The 15,909-nt window shown below is 62.8% G+C and carries 13 protein-coding genes and 1 pseudogene; 4 read left to right on the top strand and 10 right to left on the bottom strand.

Annotation, left to right across the window (positions count from 1 at the left end; all coding sequences use genetic code 11):
* Window positions 1-15 precede the first annotated feature (15 nt).
* Together AC0L2B_RS22280 and AC0L2B_RS22275 are read left to right on the top strand one after the other, a co-directional pair.
* Window positions 16-1,227: an NADP-dependent isocitrate dehydrogenase gene (locus AC0L2B_RS22280; protein ID WP_473746832.1), complete on the top strand. Its 1,212-nt coding sequence runs from the start codon at window positions 16-18 to the stop codon at window positions 1,225-1,227.
* Window positions 1,228-1,235: 8 nt separating this feature from the next.
* Window positions 1,236-1,862, top strand: coding sequence for a glutathione S-transferase family protein (locus AC0L2B_RS22275; protein ID WP_473746831.1), 627 nt, complete (start codon window positions 1,236-1,238; stop codon window positions 1,860-1,862).
* A 194-nt stretch (window positions 1,863-2,056) separates the two neighbouring features.
* Here AC0L2B_RS22275 and alaS read toward each other — a convergent pair whose 3' ends face one another.
* Together alaS and recA are read right to left on the bottom strand one after the other, a co-directional pair.
* On the bottom strand, window positions 2,057-4,723 hold the full coding sequence (gene alaS / locus AC0L2B_RS22270) for an alanine--tRNA ligase (protein WP_473746830.1): 2,667 nt from the start codon (window positions 4,721-4,723) through the stop codon (window positions 2,057-2,059).
* A gap of 286 nt (window positions 4,724-5,009) precedes the next feature.
* Window positions 5,010-6,107, bottom strand: a complete 1,098-nt coding sequence (recA, locus tag AC0L2B_RS22265; protein ID WP_023798282.1) for a recombinase RecA — start codon at window positions 6,105-6,107, stop codon at window positions 5,010-5,012.
* A gap of 276 nt (window positions 6,108-6,383) precedes the next feature.
* Here recA and AC0L2B_RS22260 point away from each other — a divergent pair.
* Window positions 6,384-7,303: pseudogene (locus AC0L2B_RS22260) on the top strand (PfkB family carbohydrate kinase).
* Between the two features lie 171 nt (window positions 7,304-7,474).
* Here AC0L2B_RS22260 and AC0L2B_RS22255 read toward each other — a convergent pair.
* Window positions 7,475-7,798 carry a TfoX/Sxy family protein gene (locus AC0L2B_RS22255; protein WP_473746829.1) on the bottom strand — a complete coding sequence of 108 codons (324 nt, stop codon included), beginning with the start codon at window positions 7,796-7,798 and terminating at the stop codon, window positions 7,475-7,477.
* A gap of 90 nt (window positions 7,799-7,888) precedes the next feature.
* Between AC0L2B_RS22255 and AC0L2B_RS22250 the strand changes: the two genes are divergently transcribed.
* Complete coding sequence (locus tag AC0L2B_RS22250; protein WP_473746828.1) at window positions 7,889-8,386, top strand: GFA family protein; 498 nt, start codon at window positions 7,889-7,891, stop codon at window positions 8,384-8,386.
* A gap of 195 nt (window positions 8,387-8,581) precedes the next feature.
* Here the strand turns inward: AC0L2B_RS22250 and sufA are convergent, their stop codons facing one another.
* The 7 genes from sufA to AC0L2B_RS22215 all read right to left on the bottom strand — a co-directional run bounded on the left by sufA (window position 8,582) and on the right by AC0L2B_RS22215 (window position 15,778).
* Complete coding sequence (gene sufA, locus AC0L2B_RS22245) at window positions 8,582-8,962, bottom strand: Fe-S cluster assembly scaffold SufA (RefSeq protein WP_473746827.1); 381 nt, start codon at window positions 8,960-8,962, stop codon at window positions 8,582-8,584.
* Between the two features lie 89 nt (window positions 8,963-9,051).
* Window positions 9,052-9,444, bottom strand: a complete 393-nt coding sequence (locus AC0L2B_RS22240) for an SUF system Fe-S cluster assembly protein (protein ID WP_473746824.1) — start codon at window positions 9,442-9,444, stop codon at window positions 9,052-9,054.
* A 5-nt stretch (window positions 9,445-9,449) separates the two neighbouring features.
* Window positions 9,450-10,691, bottom strand: a complete 1,242-nt coding sequence (locus AC0L2B_RS22235; RefSeq protein ID WP_473746823.1) for a cysteine desulfurase — start codon at window positions 10,689-10,691, stop codon at window positions 9,450-9,452.
* A gap of 189 nt (window positions 10,692-10,880) precedes the next feature.
* Window positions 10,881-12,149 carry a Fe-S cluster assembly protein SufD gene (gene sufD, locus AC0L2B_RS22230; protein ID WP_473519556.1) on the bottom strand — a complete coding sequence of 423 codons (1,269 nt, stop codon included), beginning with the start codon at window positions 12,147-12,149 and terminating at the stop codon, window positions 10,881-10,883.
* Window positions 12,150-12,192: 43 nt separating this feature from the next.
* Complete coding sequence (gene sufC, locus AC0L2B_RS22225) at window positions 12,193-12,948, bottom strand: Fe-S cluster assembly ATPase SufC (RefSeq protein ID WP_023798289.1); 756 nt, start codon at window positions 12,946-12,948, stop codon at window positions 12,193-12,195.
* Between the two features lie 30 nt (window positions 12,949-12,978).
* Window positions 12,979-14,496, bottom strand: coding sequence for a Fe-S cluster assembly protein SufB (sufB, locus tag AC0L2B_RS22220; RefSeq protein WP_023798290.1), 1,518 nt, complete (start codon window positions 14,494-14,496; stop codon window positions 12,979-12,981).
* A gap of 187 nt (window positions 14,497-14,683) precedes the next feature.
* Window positions 14,684-15,778, bottom strand: coding sequence for a cysteine desulfurase family protein (locus AC0L2B_RS22215; RefSeq protein ID WP_473746822.1), 1,095 nt, complete (start codon window positions 15,776-15,778; stop codon window positions 14,684-14,686).
* Window positions 15,779-15,909: the final 131 nt, after the last annotated feature.

Raw genomic sequence — 15,909 nt, 5'->3', positions numbered from 1 at the left:
TGAGGCATTCTTTCCATGGCGAAGATCAAGGTGGCGAACCCGGTCGTCGAACTCGACGGCGACGAGATGACCCGCATCATCTGGCAGTTCATCAAGGACAAGCTGATCCACCCCTATCTCGACCTCAAGCTTGAATATTACGACCTCAGCGTTGAGCACCGCGACGCCACCAACGACCAGGTGACCATCGATTCGGCCAATGCCATCAAGAAGCATGGCGTCGGCGTGAAATGCGCGACGATCACCCCCGACGAGCAGCGTGTCGAGGAATTCGGGCTGAAGAAGATGTGGAAGTCGCCGAACGGCACCATCCGCAACATCCTCGGCGGCACCATCTTTCGCGAGCCGATCATCATGAAGAACGTGCCGCGGCTGGTGCCCGGCTGGACCAAACCGATCATCGTCGGCCGTCATGCCTTCGGCGACCAGTACCGCGCCACCGACTTCCGCTTTCCCGGCAAGGGCAAGCTGACGATCAAGTTCGTCGGCGAAGACGGCCAGGTGATCGAGCATGACGTGTTCGAGGCACCGGCCGCCGGCGTCGCCATGGCCATGTACAATCTCGACGACTCGATCCGCGAATTCGCCCGCGCCTCGCTCAATTACGGCCTGCTGCGCAACTACCCGGTCTACCTCTCGACCAAGAACACCATCCTCAAGGCCTATGACGGCCGCTTCAAGGACATTTTCCAGGAAGTCTACGAGGCAGAGTTCGAAACCGAGTTCAAAGCCAAGAAGCTCTGGTACGAGCACCGGCTGATCGACGACATGGTTGCCTCCAGCCTGAAATGGTCGGGCGGCTATATCTGGGCCTGCAAGAACTATGATGGCGACGTGCAGTCGGACACCGTGGCGCAAGGTTTTGGGTCGCTCGGCCTGATGACCTCGGTGCTGATGACGCCGGACGGCAAGACGGTGGAGGCCGAGGCCGCGCACGGCACCGTCACCCGTCACTATCGGCAGCACCAGAAGGGCGAGGAAACCTCGACCAATTCGATCGCCTCGATCTTCGCCTGGACGCGCGGCCTGGCGCACCGCGCCAAACTCGACGACAATGCCGAGCTGATGCGTTTTGCCGAGACGCTGGAAAAAGTCTGCATCCAGACCGTCGAAGCCGGCTTCATGACCAAGGATCTGTCGCTGCTGATCGGTCCCGACCAGCCATGGCTTTCGACCACCGGCTTCCTCGACAAGATCGACGAGAATCTGCAGAAGGCGATGGCCTGACCAGCGTTGTGAGCAGGCCCGTCGTCTACGGGGCGGACTACAGCGTCTATGTGCGCATCGTCCGCCTCGCACTTGAGGAAAAAGGCATCGGCTACGAACTTGTGCCGGTCGACATCTTCGCGGCGGACGGCATTCCGGGCTGGTATTTCGACCATCAGCCGTTCGGCCGCATCCCGGCCTTCGAGCATGACGAGTTCCGCCTCCACGAGACCGGCGCGATCGCCCGCTATGTCGACGAAGCGTTCGACGGCCCGGCATTGCAACCGATCGAAACCCGGCCTCGCGCACGTATGAACCAGATCATCGCCATGCTGGATGCCTATGCCTATCGGGCCATGGTCTGGGATGTCGCCGTCGAGCGGCTGGAGAAAACGGCGCCTGACGAGGCTTTGATCGCCAATGGGCTTCTGCAGGCGAGAACGACACTTAAGGCGCTCTCATCGCTGAAAGCCGATGGGCCGTGGCTGCTGGGAGCGCAACTGACGCTGGCCGACCTGCATGCAGCACCCATCATCGGCTATTTCGTCAAGGTCACTGAGGGGCAAAACCTGCTGGCGGAGTTTGCCGATCTTCGGGATTGGTGGATGCGCATCGCTGGGCGGGAGAGTTTTGCGAAGACCGAAAAGGCTGGCTGACAGCAGGGGCCCGTGCCTGCCCGCTGGTGCGGCGCTCCCCTTCTCCCCCTTGTGGGAGAAGGTGGCCTCGCGAAGCGAGGTCGGATGAGGGGTGTTCCAGCTTGGCACCAAAGCGCTCCGGCCAGCACCCCTCATCCGTCTTGGCGCTGCGCGCCAATCCACCTTCTCCCACAAGGGGAGAAGGCAAGACCCGATCAGGCCGCCTCCAGAGCCGCCTTCACCGCAGCGATCGCGTCTTCGGCCCTCGAGGCGTCCGGGCCGCCGGCCTGGGCCATGTCAGGCCGACCGCCGCCGCCCTGCCCGCCCAATGCCGCGGACGCCACACGCACCAGATCGACAGCGCTGAAGCGGCCGGTCAGGTCGTCGGTGACGCCGACCACGACGCTGGCCTTGTTGTCCTCGCCGGCGCCGACGAAGACGACGACGCCGGAGCCGAGCGACTTCTTGCCGGCATCGGCCAACGGCTTCAAATCCTTCGGCGCGACGCCAGATACCGCCTTGCCGAGGAAGCCGACACCGGCAATGGTCTCGTTCTCGGCAGGCACGCCGGCTGGCGAGCGGTCGCCCAGCGCCAGTTTCTTGCGCGCTTCGGTCAGTTCTTTCTCGAGCTTCTTGCGCTCGTCCAACAGCGCTTCGACGCGCGCCGGCACGTCGGCCGGCGAGATCTTCAACGCCGCCGCAGTGGCCTTCAGCCGTTTGTCCTGCTCGTCGAGATGCTTTCTGGCCGCCTCTCCGGTCAGCGCCTCGATGCGGCGCACGCCGGCAGCGACTGCACTGTCCGACACGATGCGCACCAGACCGATGTCGCCGGTCGCCCTGACATGCGTGCCGCCGCATAGCTCGACCGAATAAGGCCGGTTGGCCCTGGCGCCATGCAAGCCCGTGCCCATCGAAACGACGCGCACCTCGTCGCCATACTTTTCGCCGAACAGCGCCATGGCGCCTTCGGCGATGGCATCGTCAACCGACATCAGCCGCGTGGTGACCGGACTGTTCTGGACGACGATCTCGTTCGCCATCCGCTCGACCTCTTCGATCTCGTCAGGCGAGATCGGCTTGTTGTGCGAAATGTCGAAGCGCAGACGCTCGGGCGCGACCAGTGAGCCCTTCTGCGCGACATGGGTGCCTAGCACCTCGCGCAGCGCTTCGTGGATCAGATGCGTCGCGGAATGGTTCGCGCGCAGCCTGGAGCGGCGCGCATGGTCGACCTTCAGTTCGACGGTCGCGCCCGTGTCGACCGTGCCGTCGGCCACCTTGCCGAGATGCACGAAAAGCCCGTCGGCCTTCTTCTGCGTATCGGAGATCTCGATTGAGAACCCTTCGCCTGAAATGACGCCGGTATCGCCCACCTGGCCGCCGGATTCGCCATAGAACGGCGTCTGGTTGACGACTACGGCAACTGCCTCGCCGTTGGCGGCGCTGTCGACGATCTTGCCGTCCCTGACCAGCGCCTGGATAAGGCCTTCCGCCTGCTCGGTCTCGTAGCCGAGGAACTCGGTGGCGCCATGCTTCTCGCGCACCGGGAACCACACTGTTTCGGTCGCCGCCTCGCCGGAACCAGCCCAGCTCTTGCGCGCCTCGGCCTTCTGCTGCTCCATCGCATTGGTGAAGCCGGCAAGATCGACCGAGATGTTGCGCTGACGCAGCGCGTCCTGCGTCAGATCGAGCGGAAAGCCATAGGTGTCGTAGAGCCTGAAGGCGGTCTCGCCATCCAGCATGTCGCCGGCACCCAGCTTTTCCGTCGCTTCCGAAAGCAGGCCCAAGCCGCGCACCAGCGTCTTGCGGAAACGGGTTTCTTCAAGCTTCAGCGTCTCGGTGATCATCTGTTCGCCGCGCACCAGTTCCGGATAGGCCTGGCCCATCTCGCGCACCAGCGCCGGCACCAGCCGCCACATCAGCGGATCACGGGCGCCCAAAAGCTGCGCATGGCGCATGGCGCGGCGCATGATGCGACGCAGCACGTAGCCGCGGCCCTCATTGGACGGCAGCACGCCGTCGGCCACCAGAAAGCAGGACGAACGCAAATGGTCGGCGATGACGCGGAACGATCCGACGGTGTCGGCATCCGGACCGCGGCCGAGCGCGGATGACGCGGCCTCGATCAGGTGACGGAACAGGTCGGTCTCGAAGACGCTCTCGACCCCTTGCAGAATGGAGGCCATGCGCTCCAGGCCCATGCCGGTGTCGATCGACGGGCGCGGCAGGTCGATGCGCTCATCCTTCGTCACCTGTTCATACTGCATGAACACCAGGTTCCAGAATTCGAGGAAACGGTCGCCATCCTCCTCGGGGCTGCCGGGAGGGCCGCCCCAGATGTGCTCGCCACGGTCGATGAAAATCTCCGAGCACGGACCGCAAGGTCCGGTGTCGCCCATCGCCCAGAAATTGTCCGAGGTCGGAATGCGGATGATGCGATCGTCGGAAAAGCCGGCGATCTTCTTCCAGTAGCCGGCAGCCTCGTCGTCGGTATGATAGACCGTGACCAGCAGCTTGTCCTTCTTCAGCCCGAACTCCCTGGTGATCAGGTTCCAGGCAAGCTCGATGGCGCGCTCCTTGAAATAGTCGCCGAACGAGAAATTACCGAGCATCTCGAAGAAGGTCAGGTGGCGCGCGGTGTAGCCGACATTGTCGAGGTCGTTGTGCTTGCCGCCGGCGCGAACACTCTTCTGAGCCGTCGTGGCACGCGAATAGGGTCGCTTTTCCAGGCCGGTGAAAACGTTCTTGAACTGCACCATGCCGGCATTGGTGAACATCAGTGTCGGGTCGTTGCGCGGCACCAGCGGGCTCGACGCGACGACCTCGTGACCCTCCTTGCGGAAATAGTCGAGGAATGTCGACCGGATCTCGTTCACGCCACTCATGAATACTGCCTTTTAGCTTTTAGAGAGAGCCGCCGGCGCGGCCGACGGCAAATGGACATGGCCTTTTAGCCGCCGCGTTGCACCCTGTCCAGAAACACGGAATTGGGCCAATTTGCGGGGCTTGCCGGTCATCTCGTTGCCGGCCTGCCGGTCATCTTGGCGCCACCGCTGAAACGCAAACCGCCGGCGCTAGGCCGGCGGTTCGAACGCAACAATACAGGACTCGATTACACAGGCTGGAGCTGATGCGCGGGAATCATGGCCAAACTCCGGCCACTGCCGAAGCCTACATGGCGCCGGCTTCGTCCTCGAAACCATCGTCTCCGCCTTCGGAACCACCATTCTCGAGGAACTTTTCCGCAATCAGCCCGGCATTCTGCCGTAGTGCCAATTCAATTTCGCGCGCCGTATCGGGATTGTCGCGCAGGAACAGTTTTGCATTCTCGCGGCCCTGGCCGAGACGCTGCGAATTGTAGGAGAACCAGGCGCCCGACTTTTCGACCACGCCAGCCTTGACGCCGAGGTCAACCAGCTCGCCGGTCTTGGACACGCCCTCGCCATACATGATATCGAACTCGACCACCTTGAAGGGCGGCGCCAGCTTGTTCTTGACCACCTTGACGCGGGTCTGGTTGCCGACGACCTCGTCGCGGTCCTTGACCGAGCCGATGCGGCGAATGTCGAGGCGCACCGAAGCGTAGAATTTCAGCGCGTTGCCGCCGGTCGTGGTCTCGGGCGAACCGAACATGACGCCGATCTTCATGCGGATCTGGTTGATGAAGATGACCATGGTGTTGGAGCGCGAGATCGAGGCGGTCAGCTTGCGCAGCGCCTGGCTCATCAGGCGGGCCTGCAGGCCGGGCAGCGAATCGCCCATCTCGCCTTCGATTTCGGCGCGCGGCGTCAGCGCCGCGACCGAATCGACCACCAGCACGTCGATGGCGCCGGAACGCACCAGCGTGTCGCAAATCTCCAGCGCCTGCTCGCCGGTATCGGGCTGCGAGATCAAGAGGTTTTCGAGGTCGACGCCGAGCTTGCGGGCATAGACCGGGTCGAGCGCGTGCTCGGCATCGACGAAGGCGCAGATGCCGCCCTTCTTCTGGGCCTCCGCCACAGTGTGCAGCGCCAGCGTCGTCTTGCCCGAGCTTTCCGGCCCGTAGATCTCGATGATACGGCCGCGCGGCAGGCCGCCGACGCCGAGCGCAATGTCGAGGCCAAGCGAACCGGTCGGCACCGTTTCGATCTCGACGACCTGCTCGTTTGCGCCGAGCCGCATGATCGAGCCCTTGCCGAAGGCACGCTCGATTTGCGACAGCGCCGCATCCAGAGCCTTTGATTTGTCCACCGTTTTGTCCTCTACAAGCCGCAAAGAATTCTGAGCCATGATACATCACCCCTTGGTCGTCAATGAAGGCCGGACAATCCGTAATCCCTATCAATTTGTACCTTTTTTGTTCTCGATTGGCAAGGAGATACAACCGATTGAAAAACCAACAATATCCGGATTTGTTCGTTTTTTGTTTCGTGTTTTCACCCAGGATGCATCCCGGCTTCACCCGCAGGATTCTGCAAGGCATCTTCCGAATCGCGCCTCCGGTTGCCGGGTTCCGCCGGACAACCTAGTCTCCTCCCGGCAGCAGCAAAGGTCATCTCACTGGGCATGATGAAGTCGCCGACGATCCTGGCCGTAGGCGGCGCCTATATCGAGCGGCGCGGCCAGGTTTCGGGCGCCTTCGTGCCGGCGGCGTCGAACCCCGGCACGATGCGCGAGGAAGTCGGCGGCGCCGTCTTCAATGCGCTGCGCTGCGCCGTGCGCCGCGGCGTCTCCGGCTCGCTGTTTTCGGTACGGGGCGGCGATGTTCTGGCCGATACGCTTTCACGCGCCATTGCTGCAGCCGGCATTGCCGATCTTTCCGTGGTGTTCCTCGATCGCACGACGCTGAGCAACACAGTGCTGATCGACGGCGACGGCGCGCTGATCGCCGGCCTCGCCGACATGGCGCTCTACGACCTGGCGCTTGCCAAGCAGATCCGCCGTGCCAAGATGCGCGAGGCAATCAGCACCGCTGATGCAGTCCTTTGCGACGCAAACCTGCCGTCGGCGGCGCTGGAGCGGCTGGTGACGCTTGCAGCCGGCAAGCTGGTCTTCGGCCTCGCCGTCTCGCCCGACAAGGCGGCGCGGCTCGCACCGGTTCTGGGCAGTCTGGCGCTGGCCTTCATGGACCGGCGCGAGGCCGGCGTGCTTACGGGCGCCGACGTCGATGCCGACAAGCGTGGCATTGTCGACGGCCTAAGGCGCGCCGGCCTGAAAAGCGGCGTGGTCACCGCTGGCGACGGTCCGGTGCTCGGTTTCGACGAAGCCGACGCCTTCTTGATCCTGCCGCCTAAAAAAGTCGCGGACGGCGCCGCCGATGCGCTGGCGGGCGCAACGGTCGCCGCCCTGTGCGCGGCCTGACGCTGGGCGCAGCGTTGCGCGAAGGCGTTGCCGCAGCGATGCTCGCCGTCGAGAGCGCCGCCTTCACAAGCGCTATCTTTGCCGAGGCGCTGGCATTCGTGCCCGAGGCGCGCGACCTGGCATGAAATCCTGGATGTTGGCGCCGCCCCTCAACCCCCTGCCGGGACCTTCTCCCCGTGAAGGACGGGGAGAAGGGGCTTGGCCGCGACGCCGGCGACCCCTCTCCCCGTCCTTCACGGGGAGGGGCGGCGCCAACCTGGAGCGATTGTCTTTAGCTGAGTGGCTAGCGGGCACACCTATTTGCCGGCACGCAGCCCCGCCTCATGGGCCAGGCGTGCCCAGACCGCCATCTCATCCGGATCGTCGAAGGCGCTGTCGGGAACGCTCCAATACGGCATCGACACCAGCTTGCCGTGCCGCGACCCCGTATAGGTCCATTGCCGGCAGCCGGCCGCCTCGAATTCGGGCGCGCTTTCCGCATCGGCTTTCAGCATCAATTCGTCACGAATGACGATGGCGACGATCACGCCGTCGAAATAGATGCCCTTGCCGCCGAACATCTTGCGAATGCTGACCGGTCCGAGGCCTTCGAAAAGTTCGGCAATGCGTTCATTGTCCATGCCGTGATCATGTCACCCGGATTTCCCCTTGTCATCGCCGCAGCCGGCACCATCCTGACAAGTTGAAAGCCAATTTCGTCGGAGTTTTTCATGCCGCTTCTGCTCAAAGGGTCCTGCCGGTGCAATGCCGTCCGCTTCGAGGTGGAAAGCCACACGCCGGTGCCGTTCATGCTGTGCTACTGCTCGATCTGCCGCAAGCAGCAGGGCGGCGGAGGCTTTGCCATCAATCTCGGTGCCGATTTCGAGACGCTGAAAATCAAGGGCAAGCGCCATCTTGGCGTCTACCAGGCCGAGATCGAGGACGACGAGCATCCGCAATGCGAGATCTCGTCAGGCGAGCGGAATTTCTGCAAAAAATGTGGTTCGGCACTGTGGCTCTATGACCGGACCTGGCCGGAACTGGTCCACCCCTTCGCCTCGGCGATCGACACAGACCTGCCGAAACCGCCTGAAAAGGTGCACCTCATGCTGAAATACAAGGCGAACTGGGTCGAGCCCGAAATCGGCAAGGACGACAAGGTCTTCGACGTCTATCCCGAGGAATCGATCGCAGACTGGCACAAACGAACGGGAGTGTGGGTGGAATAGTATTTCTTCGCCCCGTTTACATAGGCTAAGCCCCCTCACCCGGATTGCCAACCGAATTGCGAAGGGCAATTCGGGGCAATCCGACCTCTCCCCGAGGGGAGAGGAGGTCGCCAGCGTTGATGCAAGCCTCTTCTCCCCAGCGGGGAGAAGGTGGCCCGAAGGGCCGGATGAGGGGGACAACGGGGAGAAGGGAAATCAGGCCGATGCGCGCGCCTCGGCCAGGACCTTCAGATCGGCCGGCTTGAGCTCCACCGACTCGCCGCAGCCGCAGGCCGAGCTCTGGTTCGGGTTGCGGAAGGTGAAGCCGGTGCGCAGCGTCGTCTGCTCGAAATCCATCTCGGTGCCGAACAGGAAAAGCGCTGCCTCAGGCGCGACATAGACATGGGCACCGTCGCGCTCGATATGATCGTCCTTGGTGTTGGGCTCGGTCACCAGATCGACTGTATATTCCATGCCGGCGCAGCCGCCCTTCTTGATGCCAAGGCGAATGCCATGCGCATTCTCACGGGTCGCGACGATCTCGCGAACCCGATCGGCAGCCTTTTCGGTCATCGTGATGACGGCGAAGCGTCCCATTCTTTTTCTCCGCGTTCACGCAGGTTCAAGGCCTGCGGAATGAGTCTTCACCTAAAATGGTGAAGTTTTCTGCCTGGCGCAAGTGCGCCTCAATACCAGCCCACCGCGACCTGCGCCTCTTCCGACATGCGGTCGGGCGACCAGGGCGGATCGAAGGTCATGTTGACCTCGACGCCGGAAACGCCTTCGACGGCGCCGACGGCATTTTCCACCCAGCCCGGCATTTCGCCGGCCACCGGGCAGCCCGGCGCGGTCAGGGTCATGTCGATCTTGACCGAGCGGTTGTCCTCGATGTCGATCTTGTAGATCAGGCCGAGCTCATAGATATCGGCCGGGATTTCCGGGTCGTAGACCGTCTTCAGCGCCGAAACGATGTCGTCGGTCAGCCGCGCCAGTTCGTCGGCGGGAATGGCCGAGGCGGAAACCAACTCATTGGTTACCGTTTCCGACGTGGTCTCAGCGGTGTGGCCTGCATCATCCATGATCGTCATCCGAAGAACTTTCGCGCTTTTTCGAGCGCATCGGCCAAAGCGTCGACTTCGGCCCTGGTGTTATACATGCCGAACGATGCCCTGCATGTGGAGGTTACGCCAAAACGTTTCAACAGCGGCTGGGCGCAATGGGTGCCGGCACGGACGGCGACGCCTTGCCTGTCGATCACCATCGACACGTCGTGGGCATGAATGCCTTGCAGCTCGAAGGAGATGATGGCGCCCTTGTCAGGCGCATCGCCGAAGATGCGCAGCGAATTGATGGCGCGCAGCCGCTGATGGGCATAATCCCTGAGATCGGCCTCGTGGGCGGCGATGCGCTCGCGGCCGACCTTTTCCATATATTCGAGCGCTGCACCCAGCCCGATCGCCTGGACGATCGGCGGCGTGCCGGCCTCGAAGCGGTGCGGCGGATCGTTGTAGGTGACGATGTCTTGCGTCACCTCCTCGATCATCTCGCCGCCGCCCATGAACGGGCGCATGCGCTCCAGCATGTCCTTCTTGCCATAGAGTACGCCGATGCCAGAGGGCCCATAAACCTTGTGGCCGGTGAAGACGAAGAAATCGCAATCGAGGTCCTGGACGTCGATCGGCATATGCACGGCGCTCTGGCTGCCGTCGACCAGCACCGGAATGCCGCGCGCATGCGCGATGCGGACGATCTCCTTGATCGGCGTCACCGTGCCCAGCGCATTCGACATGTGCGTGATGGCGACCAGTTTTGTGCGGTCGCTCAGCCGCTTCTCGAACTCCTCGATGTGGAAGACGCCGAGATCGTCGACCGGCACCCAGACCAGTTTCGCGCCCTGGCGCTCACGGATGAAATGCCACGGCACGATGTTCGAATGGTGCTCCATGATCGACAGGACTATTTCATCGCCCTCGCCGATATTGGGCATGCCATAACCATAAGCGACGGTGTTGATCGCCGCGGTCGTGTTCGAGGTGAAGACGATGTTGTCGGTGCTTGGCGCGTTGAGAAATCTCTGCACTATCTTGCGCGCGTTCTCAAAGGCATCTGTCGAGGCGTTCGACAGGAAATGCAGCCCGCGATGGACGTTGGCGTATTCCTGGGCGTAGGCGTGCTGGATGGCGTCGAGCACGGCCTGCGGCTTCTGCGCCGAGGCGCCATTGTCGAGATAGACCAGCGGTTTGCCGTAGACTTCCCGCGACAGGATCGGAAAGTCGCGGCGGATCGCCTCGACGTCGTAGGGGATGTTTTCGACTTTCTGGTCCATTTCGAAGTCCTTGCTACGCCGCGTTCCTTCCAGCACCCCTCATCCGTCTTGGCGCTACGCGCCAATCCACCTTCTCCCACCAGGGGAGAAGGAGAGGCGCTCTTCCTTCTCCCCTTGTGGGAGAAGGTGGCCGAGCGGAGCTCGGTCGGATGAGGGGTGTTGGTCGAATCGCCAAACCCTCACCCACTGTCACCCGTGCGCCGCGAACCAGCCGTCGAGCCTCGTTTCCAGCGCCTCGACGATCGCCTCGTCGTCGAGTTCCTCGATGACCTCGGCGACGAACGCCTTGACCAGCAGGCCACGGGCCGACTTCTCGTCGATGCCGCGCGCCATCAGGTAGAATAAATGGCTATGGTCGATCTCGGTGACGGTGGCGCCGTGGCCGCAAACGACGTCGTCGGCGAAGATTTCGAGCTCAGGCTTGGTCGAGAACTCGCCGTCATCCGACAGAAGCAGCGTGTTGCAGGCCATCTTGGCGTTGGTCTTCTGCGCGTATTGGTGGACGTTGATGCGCCCCTGGAAAACGCCGCGCGCTCTTCCCGTCACCACGTTGCGGATCACTTCCGTCGAAGCCGTATGCGGCACCGCATGGTCGAGCACCATGGTCACGTCGGTATGGGTGTCACCGGCCAGCAGGTTGATGCCGCGCAGCGTGAAATCGGCACCTTCGCCGGTCGTCCTGACCACGATCTCCTGGCGCACCAGCTTGCCGCCGGCATTCATCACGAACAGCGTCAGCTTCGCATTCTTGCCGAGATGCGCCTTGAACTGGGCAAGATGCGTCGCCGTATCCGGCTGCTCCTGCACGATCAGCCAGGTCACCTCGGCGCCCTCGTCAAGCAGAAGCTGGCTGACCGAACTGACGAGTGCGGCGCCCTCGCCCGCCTGGCGCTCGACGATCACGGCCTTGGCGCCGGCGCCGACGCGGACGCTGAGGCGCACATGCGTCTGGCCGCCGGCCTGCAGGTTCTGCAATTCGATCGGCTTGTCCAGTTCGGTACCGTCGGCGATGTCGACAAAATAGCCGTCGGCCACGAAAGCCATATTGAGCGCGCCGATGGCGTCGTCGGCGCCATAGGGATCAAGGCCCGGCGCGATGCTGCCGTCGGTCAGCTTCTCCGACAGGCGCTGCACGGCGATGCCCTCGATTTCAGGCAGTTTCGCGCTCGACACGCCGTTGAGCACCGGCAGAACAGCGGACCCTTCGACAACAGGCGCAATGGCTTTTGGGGCGGCTGCGGGATCGAAATCCGGAACCGAAGTCAATAGGCGGCGCAGGTCGGTGTAGTGCCAGGATTCGATGCGCCGCGTCGGCAGGCCGCTCTTGATCGCCTCGATGGCGTCGTCGCGCTTCAGCATCACCGTGCCGTCGCCGGGCAGCAACGACAGCCGGTCGCTGAAGGCGTCGATCAGCGCCGTTTCGGCCGGCGTTCGCTGGGGTGTCGTATGTATATTCATCGGTCTCGCCTTGTTTGGCTTGCCTTCTTGGCCTTCTGGCATCTCACGCAGCTTGGCCGATCACGCCGGCATAGCCGTTGGCCTCGAGGTCGAGCGCCAGCGACTTGTCGCCCGACTTGACCACCTGGCCTCTGTACAGCACGTGCACACTATCCGGCACGATGTACTGAAGCAGGCGCTGGTAGTGGGTGATGATGACGATGGCGCGGTCCGGCGCGCGCAACGCGTTGACGCCTTCCGAAACGATCTTCAGCGCATCGATGTCGAGTCCGGAATCGGTCTCGTCGAGCACACAGAGTTTTGGCTCCAGAAGCTTCATCTGCAGGATCTCGGCGCGCTTCTTCTCGCCGCCGGAAAAGCCGACATTGAGCGGCCGCTTCAGCATCGCCATGTCCATGTCGAGCAAGGCAGCGGCGTCCTTCACGCGCTTCAGGAATTCCGGGATCTTCAGCGGCTCCTCGCCGCGCGCCTTGCGCTGCTCGTTCATCGCCACCTTCAGGAATTCCATCGTCGCCACACCCGGTATCTCCATCGGATACTGGAAGGCGAGAAAAATGCCTGATGTGGCGCGCTCGGCAGGATCCATTTCGAGGATCGACTGGCCGTTGTAGAGGATGTCGCCTTCGGTCACCTCATAATCCTCGCGCCCGGCGAGGATGTAGGACAGCGTCGATTTTCCCGAGCCGTTCGGCCCCATGATGGCGGCGACCTCGCCGGCCTTCACCGTCAGGTTCAGGCCGCGGATGATCTCGGTGCCGTCATCGACGATGCGAGCATGCAAATTTCTGATTTCAAGCATTTTTTCTTTTCCTGAAAATTTTCGGTCCGGTCAGCCGACCGAGCCCTCGAGGCTGATCCCAATCAGCTTCTGCGCCTCGACCGCGAATTCCATCGGCAGTTGCTGGATGACGTCCTTGACGAAGCCGTTGACGATCAGCGCGATCGCCTCTTCTTCGGGAATGCCGCGCTGCATGACGTAGAATTTCTGGTCCTCGGAAATCTTCGACGTCGTCGCCTCATGCTCGAACTGCGCCGTTGCGTTCTTGGCTTCCATGTAGGGCACGGTGTGCGCGCCGCACTGGTCGCCGATCAGCAGCGAGTCGCAGTTGGTGAAGTTGCGGGCGTTGGTCGCCTTGCGGTGCGCCGAGACCTGGCCGCGATAGGTGTTCTGCGAGAAGCCGGCGGCGATGCCCTTGGAGATGATGCGGCTCGACGTGTTCTTGCCGAGATGGATCATCTTGGTGCCGCTGTCGACCTGCTGGTAGCCGTTCGACACGGCGATCGAATAGAACTCGCCGCTGGAATCGTCACCGCGCAGGATGCAGCTCGGATATTTCCAGGTGATCGCCGAGCCGGTCTCGACCTGCGTCCATGAAATCTTCGAACGGTGGCCGCGGCAGTCGCCGCGCTTGGTGACGAAATTGTAGATGCCGCCCTTGCCTTCGGCGTCGCCGGGGTACCAGTTCTGCACCGTCGAGTATTTGATCTCGGCATCGTCGAGCGCGATCAGTTCGACAACCGCAGCGTGAAGCTGGTTCTCGTCGCGCTGCGGCGCCGTGCAGCCTTCGAGATAGGAGACGTAGGCCCCTTCCTCGGCGATGATCAGCGTGCGCTCGAACTGGCCGGTGTTCTTCTCGTTCATGCGGAAATAGGTCGACAGTTCCATCGGGCAGCGCACGCCCTTGGGCACGAAGACGAAAGAACCGTCGGTGAACACCGCCGAATTCAGCGTGGCGTAGAAATTGTCCGAGGTCGGCACGACCGAGCCGAGATACTTCTTCACCAGATCCGGGTGCTCGCGGATGGCTTCCGAGATCGAGCAGAAGATGACGCCGGCCTGCGCCAGCTCCTTCTTGAAGGTGGTGACGACGGACACGGAATCGAACACGGCGTCGACGGCGACGCGGCCCGACTTGTAGACATTGTCGCTGGCTTCCTCGAGTTCCGACGCGTCGGTCTTCTGCACACCGGCGAGGATCTCCTGTTCCCTCAGCGGGATACCGAGCTTTTCATAGACCCTCAACAGTTCGGGGTCGACGTCGCTCAGCGATGTCGGTCCTGGCGTGCTCTTGGGCGCCGCATAATAGTAGAGGTCCTGGAAATCGATCTTTGGATAGTGGACGCGCGCCCATTTCGGCTCGTCCAGCGTCACCCAGCGCCGATACGCTTCCAGACGCCATTCCAGCATCCAGGACGGCTCGTCCTTCTTCGCCGAAATGAAGCGGATAATGTCTTCACTCAGGCCCTTTGGGGCCTTGTCCATCGCGATTTCGGTCTGGAATCCGTATTTGTATTGGTCGACGTCGATCTTTCGAACCCGATCGATCGTGTCCTGCACAGCAGGCATCAGCGTTCTCCATCCACGCCGGGGTCAAGGCCCGGCAGTTTTCAAACTATGGCACCGCGAAACCAGTACCCGCGAGGCACCCGAGGCGGCGTAAGTTCCATATAGTGCGTCCCTGCCGGGAATTCACCCGGCCACCATGAAACGCACGGCTCTACCAGGCCAAAAAGCCTGCGTTTGTTTGCCGCGCTCAGGCGGCCTCTTCCCTGCCTGCGCGGCGTGAGGCAATGCCTGCCAGCGCAGTGCGGAACAGTTCGATGTCCTGCGCGCTCGTTGCGTGGCCGATGGACACGCGCAAAGCGCCAAGGCTGTCATTGTACCCCATGGCTTTCAGCACATGGCTCGGGCCGACCTTGCCCGACGAACAGGCGGAACCGGCCGACAGCGCCACGCCCGCCAGGTCGAAGGCGATCTGCGCCGTCTCGGCCTTGATGCCCGCAATAGCGAAGAATGTCGTGTTGGCAAGCCTCGGCGCGCCGGTTCCGAAGATCTCCGCATCCGGCACCAGCGTTTTCACGATGGCCTCGATCTCATCGCGGCGGCTGCCGACCGCTTCGATGCGCTTCAATCCGATCAGGGCTTCACGCGCCGCTGCGCCAAAACCGGCGATCGCGGCCAGGTTTTCAGTGCCGCCGCGATGACCCTTTTCCTGGCCACCGCCTGATATCAAGGGCCTGGGCATCATCAGATCCGCGGCGGCGACGATGGCGCCAACGCCCATGGGGCCGCCGATCTTGTGCGAAGACAGAATCAAGTAATCGGCATAACCCGCTGACATATCGAGCGGAATGCGACCGGCTGCCTGCACGGCGTCGACGACCAGGATGCCGCCTGCCGCCTTGACAATTTCGGCGATGCGCCCGACCGGCTGGATGACACCGGTCTCGTTGTTGGCGGCATGGATTGCCACCAGCGGCAGGCCGTCTGCCTTGTCATGACGGCCAAGTGCCGCCGCCAGCGCGTCCAGCCTGACAATGCCGTCGGCGTCGACGCCGATGCGTGTTACCCGGGCTGCCGGAAAGCGCCCGCCGTTCAGCACACAAGGATGATCGGCTTCGCAGACATAGAGCCGGCTCATGCGGACAGTGCCGCGCCCCATCTGCCAATCCGGCGTCAGCAGCGTCGAGGCGGCTTCCGTCGCACCGGAGGTGAACACGACATGCTCGGCGCCGGCGTTGACCAGCAGCGCCACATCGCGCCTTGCATTCTCGATCAGCCGCCGTGCGGCGCGGCCCTCGGCATGGACCGATGACGGGTTGCCGGCAGTATCGAGCGCGGCATTCATTGCCGCGGGGGGCGCGGGCCCCCGCGCCCCGCCGGGGGGGTGTGAGGTGATTTAGGGGGCGGGGGGGCGGGTTGGGTGGGTGGGGGGGGGGAAAAAGAAAAACAACCGGCAGGAGAGGGTTTTTTAGTGGT

This window comes from Mesorhizobium sp. WSM4815, from assembly GCF_055811575.1.
The sequence above is the reverse complement of the archived record's forward strand: the minus strand, read 5'-3'. Positions and strand labels throughout refer to the sequence as shown.

Coding starts and splice junctions, on each gene's coding strand:
- AC0L2B_RS22255 (WP_473746829.1), bottom strand. CDS start 7,798: ATGGACAATGAACGCATTGCCGAACTTTTCGAAGGCCTCGGACCGGTC.
- sufB (WP_023798290.1), bottom strand. CDS start 14,496: ATGCCTGCTGTGCAGGACACGATCGATCGGGTTCGAAAGATCGACGTC.
- alaS (WP_473746830.1), bottom strand. CDS start 4,723: ATGAGTGGCGTGAACGAGATCCGGTCGACATTCCTCGACTATTTCCGC.
- AC0L2B_RS22240 (WP_473746824.1), bottom strand. CDS start 9,444: ATGGATGATGCAGGCCACACCGCTGAGACCACGTCGGAAACGGTAACC.
- AC0L2B_RS22280 (WP_473746832.1), top strand. CDS start 16: ATGGCGAAGATCAAGGTGGCGAACCCGGTCGTCGAACTCGACGGCGAC.
- sufA (WP_473746827.1), bottom strand. CDS start 8,962: ATGGGACGCTTCGCCGTCATCACGATGACCGAAAAGGCTGCCGATCGG.
- sufC (WP_023798289.1), bottom strand. CDS start 12,948: ATGCTTGAAATCAGAAATTTGCATGCTCGCATCGTCGATGACGGCACC.
- recA (WP_023798282.1), bottom strand. CDS start 6,107: ATGGCTCAGAATTCTTTGCGGCTTGTAGAGGACAAAACGGTGGACAAA.
- sufD (WP_473519556.1), bottom strand. CDS start 12,149: ATGAATATACATACGACACCCCAGCGAACGCCGGCCGAAACGGCGCTG.
- AC0L2B_RS22250 (WP_473746828.1), top strand. CDS start 7,889: ATGCCGCTTCTGCTCAAAGGGTCCTGCCGGTGCAATGCCGTCCGCTTC.
- AC0L2B_RS22215 (WP_473746822.1), bottom strand. CDS start 15,778: ATGAATGCCGCGCTCGATACTGCCGGCAACCCGTCATCGGTCCATGCC.
- AC0L2B_RS22235 (WP_473746823.1), bottom strand. CDS start 10,691: ATGGACCAGAAAGTCGAAAACATCCCCTACGACGTCGAGGCGATCCGC.